At 66.6% G+C, this 13,724-nt stretch carries 17 protein-coding genes and 1 tRNA gene; 9 read left to right on the forward strand and 9 right to left on the reverse strand.

What is annotated here, in order from left to right; genetic code table 11:
* Nucleotides 1-6 precede the first annotated feature (6 nt).
* Nucleotides 7-255, forward strand: coding sequence for a hypothetical protein (locus tag ACZ522_RS10120; protein WP_379692455.1), 249 nt, complete (start codon nucleotides 7-9; stop codon nucleotides 253-255).
* Between the two features lies 1 nt (nucleotide 256).
* On the opposite strand, the gene ACZ522_RS10125 is transcribed toward ACZ522_RS10120, so the two are convergent.
* Nucleotides 257-1,612 (reverse strand): M28 family peptidase, encoded by a 1,356-nt coding sequence (locus tag ACZ522_RS10125; RefSeq protein WP_379692453.1) that lies wholly within the window; start codon nucleotides 1,610-1,612, stop codon nucleotides 257-259.
* A gap of 47 nt (nucleotides 1,613-1,659) precedes the next feature.
* Entirely contained in the window at nucleotides 1,660-2,322 is a 663-nt protein-coding gene (locus ACZ522_RS10130) for an RNA 2'-phosphotransferase (RefSeq protein WP_379692452.1), read from the reverse strand.
* 112 nt (nucleotides 2,323-2,434) lie between these two features.
* Between ACZ522_RS10130 and ACZ522_RS10135 the strand changes: the two genes are divergently transcribed.
* From ACZ522_RS10135 to pepF, 3 genes are all read left to right on the forward strand, one after another.
* Nucleotides 2,435-2,590 (forward strand): DUF7563 family protein, encoded by a 156-nt coding sequence (locus tag ACZ522_RS10135; RefSeq protein WP_464391808.1) that lies wholly within the window; start codon nucleotides 2,435-2,437, stop codon nucleotides 2,588-2,590.
* Between the two features lie 152 nt (nucleotides 2,591-2,742).
* Nucleotides 2,743-2,949 (forward strand): hypothetical protein, encoded by a 207-nt coding sequence (locus tag ACZ522_RS10140; protein ID WP_379692450.1) that lies wholly within the window; start codon nucleotides 2,743-2,745, stop codon nucleotides 2,947-2,949.
* Nucleotides 2,950-3,167: 218 nt separating this feature from the next.
* Entirely contained in the window at nucleotides 3,168-4,967 is a 1,800-nt protein-coding gene (gene pepF, locus ACZ522_RS10145; RefSeq protein ID WP_379692449.1) for an oligoendopeptidase F, read from the forward strand.
* Between the two features lie 195 nt (nucleotides 4,968-5,162).
* Here pepF and ACZ522_RS10150 read toward each other — a convergent pair whose 3' ends face one another.
* The 3 genes from ACZ522_RS10150 to ACZ522_RS10160 all read right to left on the reverse strand — a co-directional run bounded on the left by ACZ522_RS10150 (nucleotide 5,163) and on the right by ACZ522_RS10160 (nucleotide 6,508).
* Nucleotides 5,163-5,630: a hypothetical protein gene (locus tag ACZ522_RS10150; RefSeq protein ID WP_379692448.1), complete on the reverse strand. Its 468-nt coding sequence runs from the start codon at nucleotides 5,628-5,630 to the stop codon at nucleotides 5,163-5,165.
* 272 nt (nucleotides 5,631-5,902) lie between these two features.
* A complete protein-coding gene (locus tag ACZ522_RS10155) occupies nucleotides 5,903-6,181 on the reverse strand; it encodes a hypothetical protein (protein WP_379692447.1) in 279 nt (92 codons plus the stop codon).
* A gap of 253 nt (nucleotides 6,182-6,434) precedes the next feature.
* Nucleotides 6,435-6,508: transfer RNA gene (locus ACZ522_RS10160), tRNA-Lys, on the reverse strand.
* An 82-nt stretch (nucleotides 6,509-6,590) separates the two neighbouring features.
* On the opposite strand from ACZ522_RS10160, the gene ACZ522_RS10165 reads away from it, so the two are divergent.
* Nucleotides 6,591-7,877: a M20/M25/M40 family metallo-hydrolase gene (locus ACZ522_RS10165; RefSeq protein WP_379692446.1), complete on the forward strand. Its 1,287-nt coding sequence runs from the start codon at nucleotides 6,591-6,593 to the stop codon at nucleotides 7,875-7,877.
* On the opposite strand, the gene ACZ522_RS10170 is transcribed toward ACZ522_RS10165, so the two are convergent.
* Nucleotides 7,862-8,554: a DUF7119 family protein gene (locus ACZ522_RS10170; protein WP_379692445.1), complete on the reverse strand. Its 693-nt coding sequence runs from the start codon at nucleotides 8,552-8,554 to the stop codon at nucleotides 7,862-7,864. The two genes, ACZ522_RS10165 and ACZ522_RS10170, sit on opposite strands and share 16 nt — an antisense overlap.
* A gap of 93 nt (nucleotides 8,555-8,647) precedes the next feature.
* Nucleotides 8,648-8,818, reverse strand: a complete 171-nt coding sequence (locus ACZ522_RS10175) for a hypothetical protein (protein WP_379692444.1) — start codon at nucleotides 8,816-8,818, stop codon at nucleotides 8,648-8,650.
* 313 nt (nucleotides 8,819-9,131) lie between these two features.
* On the opposite strand from ACZ522_RS10175, the gene ACZ522_RS10180 reads away from it, so the two are divergent.
* The 4 genes from ACZ522_RS10180 (at nucleotide 9,132) to ACZ522_RS10195 (ending at nucleotide 12,789) form a co-directional block, all read left to right on the forward strand.
* Nucleotides 9,132-9,446 carry a DUF8134 family protein gene (locus tag ACZ522_RS10180; protein WP_379692443.1) on the forward strand — a complete coding sequence of 105 codons (315 nt, stop codon included), beginning with the start codon at nucleotides 9,132-9,134 and terminating at the stop codon, nucleotides 9,444-9,446.
* 88 nt (nucleotides 9,447-9,534) lie between these two features.
* On the forward strand, nucleotides 9,535-11,307 hold the full coding sequence (locus tag ACZ522_RS10185) for a nitrite/sulfite reductase (RefSeq protein WP_379692442.1): 1,773 nt from the start codon (nucleotides 9,535-9,537) through the stop codon (nucleotides 11,305-11,307).
* Between the two features lie 182 nt (nucleotides 11,308-11,489).
* Nucleotides 11,490-12,464 (forward strand): phosphotransferase, encoded by a 975-nt coding sequence (locus ACZ522_RS10190; RefSeq protein WP_379692441.1) that lies wholly within the window; start codon nucleotides 11,490-11,492, stop codon nucleotides 12,462-12,464.
* Nucleotides 12,465-12,501: 37 nt separating this feature from the next.
* Complete coding sequence (locus ACZ522_RS10195; RefSeq protein WP_379692440.1) at nucleotides 12,502-12,789, forward strand: DUF6360 family protein; 288 nt, start codon at nucleotides 12,502-12,504, stop codon at nucleotides 12,787-12,789.
* A gap of 243 nt (nucleotides 12,790-13,032) precedes the next feature.
* Here the strand turns inward: ACZ522_RS10195 and ACZ522_RS10200 are convergent, their stop codons facing one another.
* Nucleotides 13,033-13,449 carry a hypothetical protein gene (locus tag ACZ522_RS10200; RefSeq protein ID WP_379692439.1) on the reverse strand — a complete coding sequence of 139 codons (417 nt, stop codon included), beginning with the start codon at nucleotides 13,447-13,449 and terminating at the stop codon, nucleotides 13,033-13,035.
* A 72-nt stretch (nucleotides 13,450-13,521) separates the two neighbouring features.
* Nucleotides 13,522-13,719, reverse strand: coding sequence for a CopZ family metallochaperone (locus ACZ522_RS10205; protein WP_379692438.1), 198 nt, complete (start codon nucleotides 13,717-13,719; stop codon nucleotides 13,522-13,524).
* Nucleotides 13,720-13,724 lie beyond the last annotated feature (5 nt).

Here is a 13,724-nt window from a genome sequence, read left to right on the forward strand (position 1 = left end):
TCAATGATGCTCGAAAGTCCCTCCAGCAAGGAAGACGCACCCTACGATGCGGCGATGGAGTTCACCGTCGGCGCCGCACTCTTCGGCCTGATAGCGGGCGGCGGGTCGATGTTCGGGTCGAACCTAGGTGTCGTCGGCGTGGTCATCTCGTTGGTCGCCACCCTCGTCGGCGTCTACGTCGGCGGCGTCCGCGTCGCGCGCGGCATCGGAATCGTCGTCGAGGCGTTCGCTCGCGCCCCGTCGAACCGGGAGTGAGTCACGCCCACTCGTCGGGCCAGAGGTTCGCCGCCCGCATCCCCGCCTCGAAGTCCTCGGCGCGGAACGCCGCCGCGAGCGTATCGGTGTCGAGTCGCGGCACCTCCGCCTCCCCGGCGAGTTCCCGGACCAAGAGGGCGGTCAGCATCGCGTGTTCGCGGACGTTCCGGTCGTCCACCTTGTCGCGGGTGTCGGCGTGGGTGTGACCCCACCCGCGCCCGCGTTCGCCGCTATCGCTGTGGAGTTGCAGGGCGGGGACGCCCGCGCGGACGAACGGCCACTGATCGCTGAACGGGTGCGGTTCCGGCTTTATCCGGATCGGATGCCGCGTTCGGTCGGACACCCGGCGGGCGACGCGTTCGGTGGCGTCGGAGGTGTGCGTCATCGCCACCAAGTCGCGGAACCGACCCGCGCCGTCCACGTTGACGACGGCCTTCAGTCGGTCGCGGTCGAGTTCTTCCGCGAGGCGTTCGGAACCGAGTAGTCCGGTCTCCTCGCATCCAACGGCGGCGACGCGGACGCCGAGGGGGAGGTCCATCGCCGCGAGGATTCGCGCCGCGACGACGACGGTGGCGATGCCGCATCCGTTGTCTAGCGCGCCCTCCGCGATGTCGTGGGCGTCGTAGTGGGCGACCAAGAGGAGTTCCTCGTCGGTGTCGGGGCCGACGCGCCCGACGACGTTCCGACTCTCGTCGGGCGTCGTCTCCGCTTCGACGGTCAGGCGCGCCGTCGCGCCCCGGTCGGCGTAGTCGGTCAACCACGCGCCGGACTCCTTGCTGACGCCGACGGCGGGGGCGGCGGCCTCCTCGCCGAACGTCAGCGAACCGGTCGGAGGGAGTTGGCCGGGGACGTGGTTGACGAAGACGAACGCCTCCGCGCCGGACTCGACGGCGTAGCCGAACTTCTCCATCCGGTGGACGAACCGCCCGCCCGAGGGCGTGGTGGTCGACGCGACGGCTATCTTACCCTCGACGTCCGCCTCGTCTATCTCGTCGGGCGTCCCGTGGCCCACGTCCGCGAGTTCGGCCGTCACGTCGCCCGACGGCGAGTACGGCAGGGCGACGGCGTCGAACGTTCGTTCGTCGGGCGCGGTCAGTTCGAGCGACGACCCGCCTCGGTGCCACGCGTTCATCTCGAACGGTCGCTCTCGCACGTCCGCGACGCCGGCGTCGCGGAACGCCTCGGCGACGAGTTCCGCCGCGCGCCGTTCGCCGTCGCTCCCGGCCATCCGGTTTCCGATGCTCGTCAGTCGGGTGAGAAACTCCCACGCTACGTCGTCGGTCCACGCCCGGCCGAGGGCCGCCGCCTCCGCCTCCGCTTGCGCATCCGCATCCGCCGGTGAGTCGCGTCGGTCCATACCGCGGCGTCGTCCGTCGCACCGATAGGGGTTGCGGGGGATTGGGGTTACTCGCCGTCCGAGAGCACCGTGAGGAACGTTGGCGGGACTCGTTCGGTCGTGTACACCGCCCTCCCGCGCTTCCGCACCTCACGTCCGGAGTCGCGGAGACCCGCGGCGTTCACGCGGAGGACCGCCGGATCCGAGGCGTGGCGCGACCCGACCTCTCGGGCCTCCTCGACGGACTCCGAGAGGTGTACTTCCCGCCGATTCATCGGTTTCAACCCCTCCTCGCGGATGGCCTCCAGATTTCGCGGCGCGGTGCCGTGGTAGAGGACGTCCGGAATCGGATCGTCCTCGTCGCCGGCGTTTCCGTCCGCGTCCGCGTCGAGGTCGACGTCGATGGAGTGGCCGTACGCGGCCCTGACGCGCCCCCCGTCGCGTTCGAATCGCCCCTTCGGATCCGCGGCGATGACGCCGCGGAGTGCCTCCTCGTCCGCCCAGTCGTACTTCCGTTCGACCGCCGAAAGCAGGTCGGCGAACTCGGCCCATCCAGCCTCGGAGACGTTGACACCCGCGTCGTCCGGGAAGTGCCGAAGCGCACCGCTGACGAACTTCGAGAGTCGAGTTCGACGCTCCGAGGAGAGGACGACGCGCCCGCCGACGCCGCAGGCGGGACACGCATCTCCGTCGAAGAAACCGTGGTCTCGACAGCGACGAATCGCGCTCATCGTCGGAAGCGACGGGACGGGCGCTAAAGAGCCTGATGACGGTCGAACGGGTCGTATCGACTCCCTACTAGCCCTAAATATTATTCTCTACGAACACGAACCTGGGGGAACGATGCCGGAATGTGAAAACTGTGGTTCGTTCGTCACCGCGGAGTACGTCCGAGTTTTCGCCCCGGACGAGATGGACAATCCCCGTGTGTGTCCGAACTGCGAAGACAAAGTCAGAGACGGAGCGGACGTGCGCGAGGCGCGCGCGACGCGGCACTAATCGAATCCGGTACTCGCTACCTGATCGACGGTTCTTCCCCTAGCTGAGGGTGCGTCTCCGGCGGGAGACGAGTCGTCGGACGCGTCGAAGGCACCCTTCCTCGGTTCGTGCGACTCCCGGCGGAGACGCATCCGGAGCCGACTTCAGTCCTCTTGCTCGCCTCCGCCGCCTTCGCCGCCCTCTCCGCCTTCTCCGCCTTCTCCGCCGCCCTCTCCGCCTTCTCCGCCTTCTCCGCCGCCTTCTCCGCCTTCTCCGCCGCCCTCCCCGCCTTCGCCACCTTCGCCACCTTCTCCACCTTCTCCACCTTCTCCGCCGCCGCCGAGTCCCGAACACCCGGCGAGGGCGAGAGCGAGCGCTGATGCGGCGCCTGTAACGACTCGTCGTCTGGTCGGACTGCGGGCCATGGGCGACCCTTCGGGCGTCCGGATGAAGTACTCTGTGCGCGTTCGACGGACAGTCACGTTCTCGAACCGCTCTCGCCGTCGCCTCCTCGAACGCCCGGCGGCGCGACGGAGGCGAACGCGCCGCCGCACCGGAATAGGCAAGGCTTACCAAGACACCGACGGTGGGGAGACGTATGAGTTCGGTTCCCGAGCGGAGCGAAATCGAGCGAGAGTACAAGTGGGACGTCGAGGACATCTACGCCAGCGACGACGAGTGGGAGGCGGCGTTCGAGGACGTCAGAGAGCGTCTCGACGACCTCTCGGCCTACGAGGGCCGCGTCACCGAGAGCCCCGAAACCCTGCTCGAACTGCTCGAACTGCAGGAGGACATCATGCGCGACGTGTCGAAGGTGGCGAACTACGCCAGCCTCCGGAGCGCGGAGGACACCCGAAATCAGGAGTACCAAGCGCTCTCGACGAAAGCGCAGTCGCTGGCGTCGCAGGCGTCCTCGGCGGCCAGCTTCGTCGAACCGGAACTGCAGGAACTCGACGAGTCCGACGTCGAGGCGTTCGTCGAGGAGGTGCCCGAACTGGCCGAGTACGAGCACTTCTTCGATGACGTCCTCCGCATGAAGCCCCACACTCGCTCCGCCGAAGTCGAGGAACTCCTCGCGGAGTTGGGCGAGGTGGCGGGCGCGTCGAGCGACATCTACAACATGCTCTCGAACGCGGACATGACGTTCCCCACCGTCGAGAGCCCCGAGGGCGAGGAGATCGAGATATCGCAGGGCAACTTCATGAAGCTCCAGAAGCACTCGAACCGCGAGTTCCGCCGCGAGGTGTACGAGCAGTTCTACGACGAGTGGGAGGACGTGCGCAACTCCGTCGGGACGGCGCTGAAGAACAGCGTCAAGAAGGACGTGAAGTACGCCAGAGCGCGGAACTACGACACCGCCCGCGAAGCCGCCCTCGACGGCCCGAACGTCCCCGTCGAGGTGTACGACAACCTGCTCGGAACCGTCCGCGACAACCTCGATTACCTCCACCGCCACGCCGAACTGAAGCGGGAGGCACTCGACGTCGAAGACCTCCAGATGTGGGACCTCTACATGTCGCTGACGGGCGAGGAGGGTCCCGAAATCACCTACGAGGAGGCGAAGGAGTACATCGTCGAGGCCGTCGCGCCCCTCGGCGAGGAGTACCAAGAACGCCTCGCGGAGGGCTTGGAGTCCCGCTGGGTGGACGTCTACGAGAATCGCGGCAAGCGCGCGGGCGCGTTCTCCTCGGGGACGTACGACACCCAACCGTTCATCATGATGAACTACCAGGACGACATCGCCTCGATGTTCACCTTGGCCCACGAACTCGGCCACTCGATGCACTCGGAGTTGGCGAAGGAGGAGCAACCCTGGCAGTACGCCGACTACGAGATCTTCGTCGCCGAAGTCGCCTCGACGGTCAACGAGACGCTCCTGACGCACTACCTCCTGGAGAACGCCGAGGACGACGAACTCCGCACGCACGTCTTAGACGAGTACCTCGAACGGTTCCGTTCGACGCTGTACCGCCAGACGATGTTCGCGGACTTCGAACTGCGGATGCACGAGATAAGCGAGGAGGGCGGCGCGCTCACGCCGGACCGACTCGACGAGATGTACGGCGACCTGAAGGCGGAGTTCTACGACCCCGCCGAGACGGACGACCGAATCGCCCGCGAGTGGATGCGCATCCCGCACTTCTACTACAACTACTACGTCTACCAGTACTCGACGGGCATCTCGGCGGCCGTCGCCATCGTCGAACGCATCCTCGAAGAAGGCGAGGACGCCGCCGCGGACTACCGCGAGGCACTCGCCCTCGGCGGGTCGAAGTACCCCATCGAGGTGTTGGAGACGGCGGGCGTGGACATGGCGTCTCCCGAACCCATCGAGTCCGCCCTGTCGGTGTACGGCGAGTACTTAGACGAGATAGCCGAGTTGCTGGACCTCGAATAGTAACGGCACGGCGGTCTTCCTCTTTTTAGGGCACTCAGAACGGGATACGCCTCTCACGGAGACCTCGTTTATTTCGTCCGACCGGTGCCGAACCGACCGCTACGTCGGCGTGCGAAGAGAACAGTAGTTCAGCTCCCTTTATCTCGGCATATTTCCGGCGTCACTGAGACTATTCCGGCCTCTCGGGCCGATCCGCTATCTGACTTTCGTATACGTCAGGTCGAAATCGTGCTCCCATTCAGTACCATCCTCTGACTTCTCCCACGTACCGGTGATTGTATCGCCGTCGTCGCTGAGTGCCCCAGTAAAACGCTGTGAGAACCCCGGTGCCTCCCGCCAGAGTTCCCACTTGCCGTCGCTCAGAGCCATTTGATACACGCGAAAGACACCGCGAGCATCCGAATAGAGCATCGTAAACTGCTCGTTTGAATCGTCTACTCCGATAATCGAGACGGTGGGGAGCGGTGAGTTTTCACCTATTTCGGTGGTCATTTCAGACGTGTTCCCTGCCTCTCCGCGATACGCAAGGAAGGCCCCGTCCTCTATCCATTCGAACCTCGCACGTGCACCCGTATGCGTCTGGCCATTGATCGACATTCCCATCTCCCATTCCCCAACGAACGCGTCTAACCGTTCGAGTAGTGGATTCGATTCGGCGGTCATCGTACGATGTATAGCTGACAACTGCTTAACGATAGCTCGCTCGCAGGCCCGATGGTACATCGATCACCTCCGTCGAGCGATTCGATTAGCGCCCACATCGAGCGCTGAACCGACGACTGATACGCGCCCCGTATTCGATACGACAGTCGAAACCGGTCACCCGTGAGGATTTCAACGGAGCCGACAGCGTGAGTTCAGCCGTGCCCTTCTCGTTTCAGCCCCGGCACTGCCGCGGTATCGTCGCTAACGACCGAGCAGATAGGCGCGAACACTCACCGCTCGTGCCGCCCTTTGTAGAGGTAGACGACGACGAAGACGGGAACCGCGGCGATGATGGCGTAGTGCCACTCGCCCGCGAACGCCGGCGGCGCGAGGAAGACGACGGCGACGAGGTAGCCGAGCAGTGCCCCCAGGACGGACCACCCGTCGGAGTCGCGGAGGTACTCCACGACCGCGCCGATCATCGTGAGAAGCACGACGGCGGTGAGCATGATGACTATCTCGTCGAGCGACGACATGAACCCGTGGCCGGAGTCGAAGAAACTCGGCATCTACGCCTGTCTCTCGGCGTCTGCGGTTCGGTTCGCGGGACGGTGCGCGCGACGGTAGTCCGTGACCATAGCGGCGGTACGACCGGCGGCCGGTTGACGGTTCTGCCCGGTGCGCCGAGTTCGGTCGTCGGTGAACGATGAGAACGGGCCGGGAGGGACGTTGAACCTCACTCGCTCCGCTCACTTCGTTCGCGTCGCTCCCTAGTTCAAGTCCTCCGTGGCGTTTTCACTGCTCATTTCGTTCGCAGGAAAACGGGCCGGGAGGGACTTGAACCCCCGACCGTCTGGTTAAAAGCCAGACGCTCTGCCGAACTGAGCTACCGGCCCTCGTCGTGACCTTACTGGTGGGCAGTCATAAGCGTTTACTCTCGTCCTGCACGCTCTTTGTCCTCCGCCGCGTCGTGCGACTATGAGCGAACACTCCGCCCCGGCGGATACCGAACTCGGGTCGTTCGTGGACCGACTCCTCCGGTTCGACACCACCGGGGGCGACGAACTCGAAGCCCAACGGTGGCTGAAACGGCAGTTGGACGCCTTCGGCTTCGAGACGTACGAGTGGACCGCCGACGCCGAACGACTGGCCGACCACCCGTCGTTCCCGGACGACCCCGCCGAAATCGACGCTTCGGGGAGACCGAGTGTCGCGGGCGTGTTCGAGTTCGGCACCCCCGAGGCCGGGCCGACGCTCGTCTTGAACGGCCACGTGGACGTGGTTCCCGCCGACGCGGAGAACTGGACTGCGGACCCGTTCGACCCCGTCTGGTCCGAGGACGGCGGGGAGACGACGCTCACCGCCCGCGGCGCGGCGGACATGAAGTCGGCGGTGGGCGCGTGCGTGTTCGCGGCGCGCGACCTGAAGGCGCGGGTCGAAACGGGTGAGGCAGAACTCGACGGCCGAATCGTCGTCGAGAGCGTCGTCGGCGAGGAGGAGGGCGGCATCGGCGCGGCGGCGGCCGCACTCGACGACCCGTACCCGTTCGACCGCGACGCCGCCATCGTCGCGGAACCGACCGAACGGCGCGTCGTCACCGCCACGGAGGGGACGGTGATGAAGCGCCTCCGAATCCGCGGCCGATCGGCCCACGCGGCGACGCGGTGGCGCGGCGAGGACGTGCTTCCGCACTTCGAGCGGATACGCGCGGCCTTTTTCGAACTCGAAGCCGAACGCGGGGAGACCGTCGAACACCCCCTCTACGAGGAGTACCCGGTTCCGTGGCCGATATGCGTCGGGCGGGTCGAGGCGGGCGCGTGGGCGTCCAGCGTCGCGGGAACGCTGACGGCGGAGTGGCGTCTCGGCGTCGCGCCGGGCGAAACCGTCGCGGAGGTGGAAGACGCCTTCGAGGAGCGACTGGACGAAGTCGCGGCGGCCGACGAGTGGTTGCGCGAGCACCCGCCGACGTTCGAGCGGTTCTCGATTCAGTTCGAACCCGCCGAGATCGACGCCGACGAACCGGTGGTTCGGGCGCTTCGGGACGCGATGGCGGCGACCGGACACGGGGACACCGACCCGACGGACGCGACGTACGGCGCGGACTCGCGTCACTACGTCGCGGCGGGCATCCCGACGGTGCTGTACGGACCGGGGACCGTCGAACAGGCGCACTTCCCCGACGAGACGATTTCGTGGGCGGAGGTGGAGACGGTGCGCGAGACGCTGACCGAGGCGGCCGCGAACTTCCTTCAGCCGAAGAAGTAGTCGTCCAACACCTCGGCGACCAAGTCGCCGGGCGTGCGGTTCTCTATCGACGCGCGCCGCCGGAGTTCGCGGTACACGTCCGGCGGGAGCGACAGTTCGAGTCGGCCGAGTTGGACGTCCCGGTCGGCCAACGCCTCGGCGACGGGCCGACCGTCGTTCACCTCGCTCGCGACCTGTCGAACCTCCCGGACGGTCAGGTCGCCGTCGATGACCGCCCACGCGATGTCGAACCGGTCGGGACCGGGGACGCGGGCGATGTGCTTCGCCGCCGTCGGCGCGATGTGGCCGCGGGCGACGTGCCGGCGGATACCCTGCGGCAGGTCGTGGACCCGGGCCCACTTGCGGATGAACGACACCGAAACGTCGCCGCCGGCGCGTTCGGCCGCCTCCTTGTACGACCCGACGCCGCGGACGAGGGCCGCACACGCCGCCGCGCCGCGGAGCATGTACACGTTGTCCTCCGCGCCGACGGTGTTCTCGGAGAACGCCCGAACAGTCTCGGCGGCGAGTGAGACGCTCTCGGGGTCGTCCGGGTCGAAGCCGACGGCTTCGTGCGCCCTGTGCCCGGTGATGGCGGGGTCCGCTCGGACGACGGGTTCGCCGACCGGTTCCTCCCTGTCGGCCGGTAGCGCGGGCTCGTCCCCCGAATCGGCCGGCGGCCTGTTATCGTCCGTCATCGTCTGGGTTCGAGTAACGAATCGGTCACCAAAAGCCTCCCCGTCTGTTGCGAACGTTGCGCAAAACCCGAGAGACGCAGAAGGGTCGGAGAGTCAGTCGTCGCGGTTCTCGGAGAGGTGCTCCCAGACTTCGGTGCAGCCCGCACCGTCGTCGAGGGACTTGAGGTGGTCGTAGTCGTTCTCGACCGCCTCCGAGTCGGCGTCGGCGGCCGGTTCTTCGTCGTCTATCTCGTCGCCGTCCGTCTCGATACGGGTCCGAGTCATCGCTCGGCCTCCGTGTCGAGGTCGTACAGTTCCGGCGCGACGTCGGCCGATGCGTGCTGGCGACGCCCCGTGTCTGTGTCGTGACGGTCGGTCATCGAACCACCCTTCGGTTGCCACACGGTTAAAGCGCGCTTCCTCTGTAATGTGTACCTGCACTCCCGACTACCGGAATCAGTTGCCCCTTTCTCATACGCGACAGATCGGGGATAATCGCCAGCCTCCGGCCGGATTGTCACGAACCCTCTCGTCGTCAACCGGGACGGGGATTGCTCGCGCCGTCAAAGTAGGGTGTCTCGGGCGCGTACGAGTAGGTATGACAGTCGCTCTTCGCGTCCTCGACGACGGCGCGTGGGTCTCCGTGAACGACGACCGCAAGGTGAGCGTGAGCGAACTGTGGCGGTTCGTGGACTCGGATTTCTGCCGATGCGAACTCCCCGATATGGTCGTCGAGGGCATCGTCGAGGTCGGCGTGGACGGCCGGACCATCGAAGCGCGCGTGTACGGCCAGTGCATCGCTTGCGGCGAGAAGGGGACGACCGGATGGGTACCGGTCGGCAAGATTCTCGACGGCGAATTCGTCGATATCGACCGCGAGGGAGTGCTCAAACCCACCGGAGTCGAGAATTAGGCAGTATTTTCCTGTATTTGGAAGCACCGGGAAGGGTTGACGGCACGCGTCGGTCTTTGAGTGTCCACACGAATGTAGACGTAGACAAATGCCTACGGACGTCGAACGCTGGAAGTCAGAGGTGTATGGGAACGAGATACGCGAACACCTGTTCAGGTTCGCGGAGGAGGGGTGGGACGCCATCCCCGACGACGAACACGACGCGTGGTTCGAGCGGTTCAAGTGGTGGGGCCTGTACCACCAGCGGAACGGGCAGGAGTCATACTTCATGATGCGCATCGGGACGCCGAACGGCGTCCTCGAACCGGGGCAACTGCGCGTCGTCGGCGAGATAGCCGAGGAGTACGCGACCGGACCGGGCACGAACCCCATCTTCGGCGACGCCTACGCCGACTTCACGACCCGACAGTCCATCCAACTGCACTGGATAAACATCGAGGACGTGCCGGACATCTTCGAGAAACTGGAGGAGAACGGCATGTCCACCCAGCAGGCCTGCGGTGACTCCTGGCGGAACATCGTCGGCAACCCCGTCGCGGGCAAGGACGCCGAGGAGGTCATCGATGCGTGGCCCGTCATCCACGAACTCAACGAGGAGTTCAAGGGCAACGACGACCACTCGAACCTCCCGCGGAAGTGGAAGGTGTCGGTCACCGGGTCGCCCGACGGGTCCGGGCAGGGCGACATCAACGACCTCGCCTTCGAACCGGCGTACAAGGAGATAGACGGCGAGGAAGTCGTCGGCTTCAACGTCCGGGTCGGCGGCGGCCTCGCCCGCAACGAGGAGCGCTTCGCCCGCGACATCGACGTGTGGGTCGCAGAGGAGAACGTCCCCGAGGTGGCCGGCGGCCTCTCCGCTCTCTTCCGCGAGTACGGCGACCGCGAGGACCGCTACAACGCCCGCATCAAGTTCCTCGTCGACGAGTGGGGCCCCGAGAAGGTCCGCGACGTCCTCCAAGAGGAGTTCGTGGACTTCGAGCTCCACACCGCCGGACGCGACGTCCGCGAGGAGTACACGTACAACGCCGGCAACGGCGGCCGCAACGACCTCATCGGCGTCCACGAGCAGAAGGACGGCAACTACTTCGTCGGCCTCAACGTCCTCGTCGGCCGGATGGGCGCCGAGGACGTCCTCAAACTCGCCGACCTCGCCGAGGAGTACGGCTCCGGCGAGGTCCGACTCACGCAGCGTCAGAACGTCATCGTCACCGACGTGCCCGAGGAGGACCTCGACGCGTTCCTCGAAGAGGACCTGCTCGAACACTACTCGCCCGACCCCTCGCCGTTCATGCGCGGGTCCGTCGCCTGCACGGGCACGGAGTTCTGCTCGCTCTCCATCGTGGAGACGAAGAACCGGCAGGTGCGCTACGCTCGCTGGCTGAAGGAGAACGCCGAACTCCCCGAGGGCACCGACGAGTTCCACATCCACCTCTCGGGCTGCACCGCCTCCTGCGCGCAGCCGCAGATTGCCGACGTGAGCCTCCGTGGCATGAAGACCCGGAAGGACGGCGAAGCGGTCGAAGCCCTCGACATCGGTCTGGGCGGCGGCCTCGGCGAGGAACCGCAGTTCGCCCAGTGGGTCACCCAACGCGTCCCCGTGGACGAGGTTCCCGGCGCCATCAAGAACCTCCTCGAGAACTTCGACGAGGCGCGCGAGGACGGCGAGTCCTTCCGCGAGTTCGTCTCCCGCACGGACGAGGACGACCTGGCCGAACTCGTCGAACCCGAGGAGACCGACTACGAGGACCCGATGATGCACAACACGAAGATGACGTGGTACCCGTACGCCGAGGACGACGACATGGCGTCCAGTCCCGCCCCGGCGTACCCCGACGACACGCCGATGCCGTCCGACGACTGAGGCGCGTCCGCGTCTAGTCGGCCCCTCTCTTCTCTCCTCTCGCCACCGCCCCCAGCCTCGTCTCCGTCCGCTTCGTCGCCCCCGTCGCGTCACCGCCGCGCCCGAACGGACGGCCGGTTTTATCGTAGCCCGACCAATACGTCCGTGCGGACTTCGGTCCTCGTTCGTCACACGACCGCAGCATGTCACCGAAAGACGCCGTTCGAGACGCCCTCCAATCGCACGACTCCGCCGCGACCGTCGGGAGAGAACTCCACGCCGTCCCGCCGCACGCGGTCTACGAGGTGACGTTCGACGGGCGGCGCGCCGTCTGTAAGGTCGCGCGGGGGCCGACCGCCGACCCCGCGAAGGAGGCGGCCGTCCTCCGGTACGTCGCCGCCGAGACGCCCGTGCCCGTCCCGCGCGTTCTCGCGTCGGGAGACGACCACTTCGTCACGGAGTGGTGCGACGACGTGCCCGCGGACCCTCCGCTCACGGAGGCGCGGGTTCTAGCGATGGGGCGCGGACTAGCCGCCCTCCACCGATCGGCGGCCGAGGACTTCCGAGCGACCGGCCGCGTCCGCGCCGGACCGGAGGGCGTGACGCACTCGAACGACGACCGGTGGAGCGAGACGCTCTGTGAGGTACTGAGCGACCGGGCGTCGTACCTCGACGCTGTCGGATACGGCGACGTCGCCCGCGAAGTTCGGTCGGTCGTCCGCGAGAACGCCGAGCGACTCGATGCGGTCGAAGATTCGACGCTCCTGCACGGGAACTACCTCCCGGACCACGTCGGCGTCGCGGGGAGCGAGGTAACCCGCGTCATTGACTTCGAGCACGCGCTCGTGGGGCCCGGCGAGTGGGACTACCTCCGGACGGTCGTTCCGGTGTTCGGCATCGACCCGACGCCGACGGACGGCGTCTCCCCCGCCGCGTTCCGGAACGCGTACGAGTCCATTCGACCCCTCCCGCGGGGGTTCGAACGGCGGCGACCGCTGTATCACCTCGTGAACGCGGCGTCGTACCTGCGAGCGCTACACGTTCAGCGCTCGCACCTCGACGCCCACGTCGGCGGCGTCGAGCCCGCAGACCCCCTCGACGCCGAGGCAGTCGCCCGACGAGCGTACGACCTCTGTACGTTCGTCCGCGACGCACTCGACGACCGGGAGGGCGGGTGACGGTACGCCTTTGAGTGTCGGTCGCGTTCTCACGCGTATGCCCAACAGGCTCCTTCGGGTCAACGCGTACACGACGTTCGACATGCTGGACGCCGAGGCGGTCGGACACGACTTCACCGACGAGGCGTTCGCGGTGCTGAACGTGACCGCGCCGCGCGAGAACCCCGACCACGTGAAACTCGAACTCGAACTCGACAACAGCCAGTTGGAGAACCTCCCGGCGCACGCCGACCGCGTGACGCTCAGCGCCGCCGAAGCGCGGAAACTCTCCTCAGAGTTGGAGAAGTACGCGAACCGCGTCGAGGCGGCTCAGAGCGACGACTGACGGGGGTTGAGGGAATCGAGAGCGGAAAACGAAAAACGACCGAAGAGGGAGCGTCGAACCCTCGCCGGGGGAGCACTCGGAACGTCGGTTCGAAACGGTCCGGCGAGGGAGGTGGATACCTCTTCGACGCGGCGACCGGCCGTGGCGTTGCGGAGACGAGTCTAGTTCGTGTACGCGCCGCGCATGACCCGCGTCACCGACGGGCCGAGTCCGGCGGGTCGAGGGGCGAACGCCGAGTCGGCGTCACTCCTCGGCGTCGCCGCCGGCGCGTTCCCGCCACCGCGCCTGCTGTTGCCGTTCCGTCACGTGGTCGAGACCGTCCACCAGTTCGTCGCGGACCGCGGACTCGAACGACTCGACGTCGCGCAGGAACGACTTGCGGAACGAGGTGACGAGTTCGTACGTCCACTGGTCTTCGACCGCGCCCGCCGGGAGGTGGTCGTCGCGGAGGCCGTTCGCCCACTCCTCGTGGCCCGCCTCGCGCAGTTCGTCCTCGGCGTCGGCCAGGCGGTTCATCGCGTGACCTATCTGATGGTGGAACGTCAACAGCGACCCGTACCCCTTGTAGATGTGTTCGAGGCCGAGTTGCAGGTCGTGAAGCGCTCTTCGCTCCGCCTCGCTGATGTCCGGGTCCGGCGCGTTCGGAGGAACGTCGCTCATACTCCCGTCCAAGGAGTGCGGTGGCATAGGCGCGACGGCCGGGGGACTCGATAAAAAGAGCGTCGCGGGACCTTACGCCGAGGCGTCGTATCCGGCGTCTTCGACGGCGGCGACGAGTTCGTCCTCGTCGGCGTCGCCCTCGACGGTGGCGGACTCGCTCTCGCGGTCCGCGGTTGCGGACTCGACGCCGCCGACGCCCGAAAGCGCCTCTTCGACTGTCTGTTCGCAGTGCTCGCAGGTCATGCCTTCGACGGTGATGTTCCGACTCATCTCGT

The organism is Halopelagius fulvigenes (genome assembly GCF_055398025.1).

What these genes read in the sequence shown, in the direction of transcription:
- ACZ522_RS10200 (WP_379692439.1), bottom strand. Translation starts at nt 13,449, where the DNA reads ATGAGCGACGTTCCTCCGAACGCGCCGGACCCGGACATCAGCGAGGCG.
- ACZ522_RS10155 (WP_379692447.1), bottom strand. Translation starts at nt 6,181, where the DNA reads ATGCCGAGTTTCTTCGACTCCGGCCACGGGTTCATGTCGTCGCTCGAC.
- ACZ522_RS10125 (WP_379692453.1), bottom strand. Translation starts at nt 1,612, where the DNA reads ATGGACCGACGCGACTCACCGGCGGATGCGGATGCGCAAGCGGAGGCG.
- ACZ522_RS10185 (WP_379692442.1), top strand. Translation starts at nt 9,535, where the DNA reads ATGCCTACGGACGTCGAACGCTGGAAGTCAGAGGTGTATGGGAACGAG.
- ACZ522_RS10180 (WP_379692443.1), top strand. Translation starts at nt 9,132, where the DNA reads ATGACAGTCGCTCTTCGCGTCCTCGACGACGGCGCGTGGGTCTCCGTG.
- ACZ522_RS10130 (WP_379692452.1), bottom strand. Translation starts at nt 2,322, where the DNA reads ATGAGCGCGATTCGTCGCTGTCGAGACCACGGTTTCTTCGACGGAGAT.
- ACZ522_RS10135 (WP_464391808.1), top strand. Translation starts at nt 2,435, where the DNA reads ATGCCGGAATGTGAAAACTGTGGTTCGTTCGTCACCGCGGAGTACGTC.
- pepF (WP_379692449.1), top strand. Translation starts at nt 3,168, where the DNA reads ATGAGTTCGGTTCCCGAGCGGAGCGAAATCGAGCGAGAGTACAAGTGG.
- ACZ522_RS10190 (WP_379692441.1), top strand. Translation starts at nt 11,490, where the DNA reads ATGTCACCGAAAGACGCCGTTCGAGACGCCCTCCAATCGCACGACTCC.
- ACZ522_RS10150 (WP_379692448.1), bottom strand. Translation starts at nt 5,630, where the DNA reads ATGACCGCCGAATCGAATCCACTACTCGAACGGTTAGACGCGTTCGTT.
- ACZ522_RS10120 (WP_379692455.1), top strand. Translation starts at nt 7, where the DNA reads ATGCTCGAAAGTCCCTCCAGCAAGGAAGACGCACCCTACGATGCGGCG.
- ACZ522_RS10205 (WP_379692438.1), bottom strand. Translation starts at nt 13,719, where the DNA reads ATGAGTCGGAACATCACCGTCGAAGGCATGACCTGCGAGCACTGCGAA.
- ACZ522_RS10170 (WP_379692445.1), bottom strand. Translation starts at nt 8,554, where the DNA reads ATGACGGACGATAACAGGCCGCCGGCCGATTCGGGGGACGAGCCCGCG.
- ACZ522_RS10175 (WP_379692444.1), bottom strand. Translation starts at nt 8,818, where the DNA reads ATGACTCGGACCCGTATCGAGACGGACGGCGACGAGATAGACGACGAA.
- ACZ522_RS10165 (WP_379692446.1), top strand. Translation starts at nt 6,591, where the DNA reads ATGAGCGAACACTCCGCCCCGGCGGATACCGAACTCGGGTCGTTCGTG.
- ACZ522_RS10195 (WP_379692440.1), top strand. Translation starts at nt 12,502, where the DNA reads ATGCCCAACAGGCTCCTTCGGGTCAACGCGTACACGACGTTCGACATG.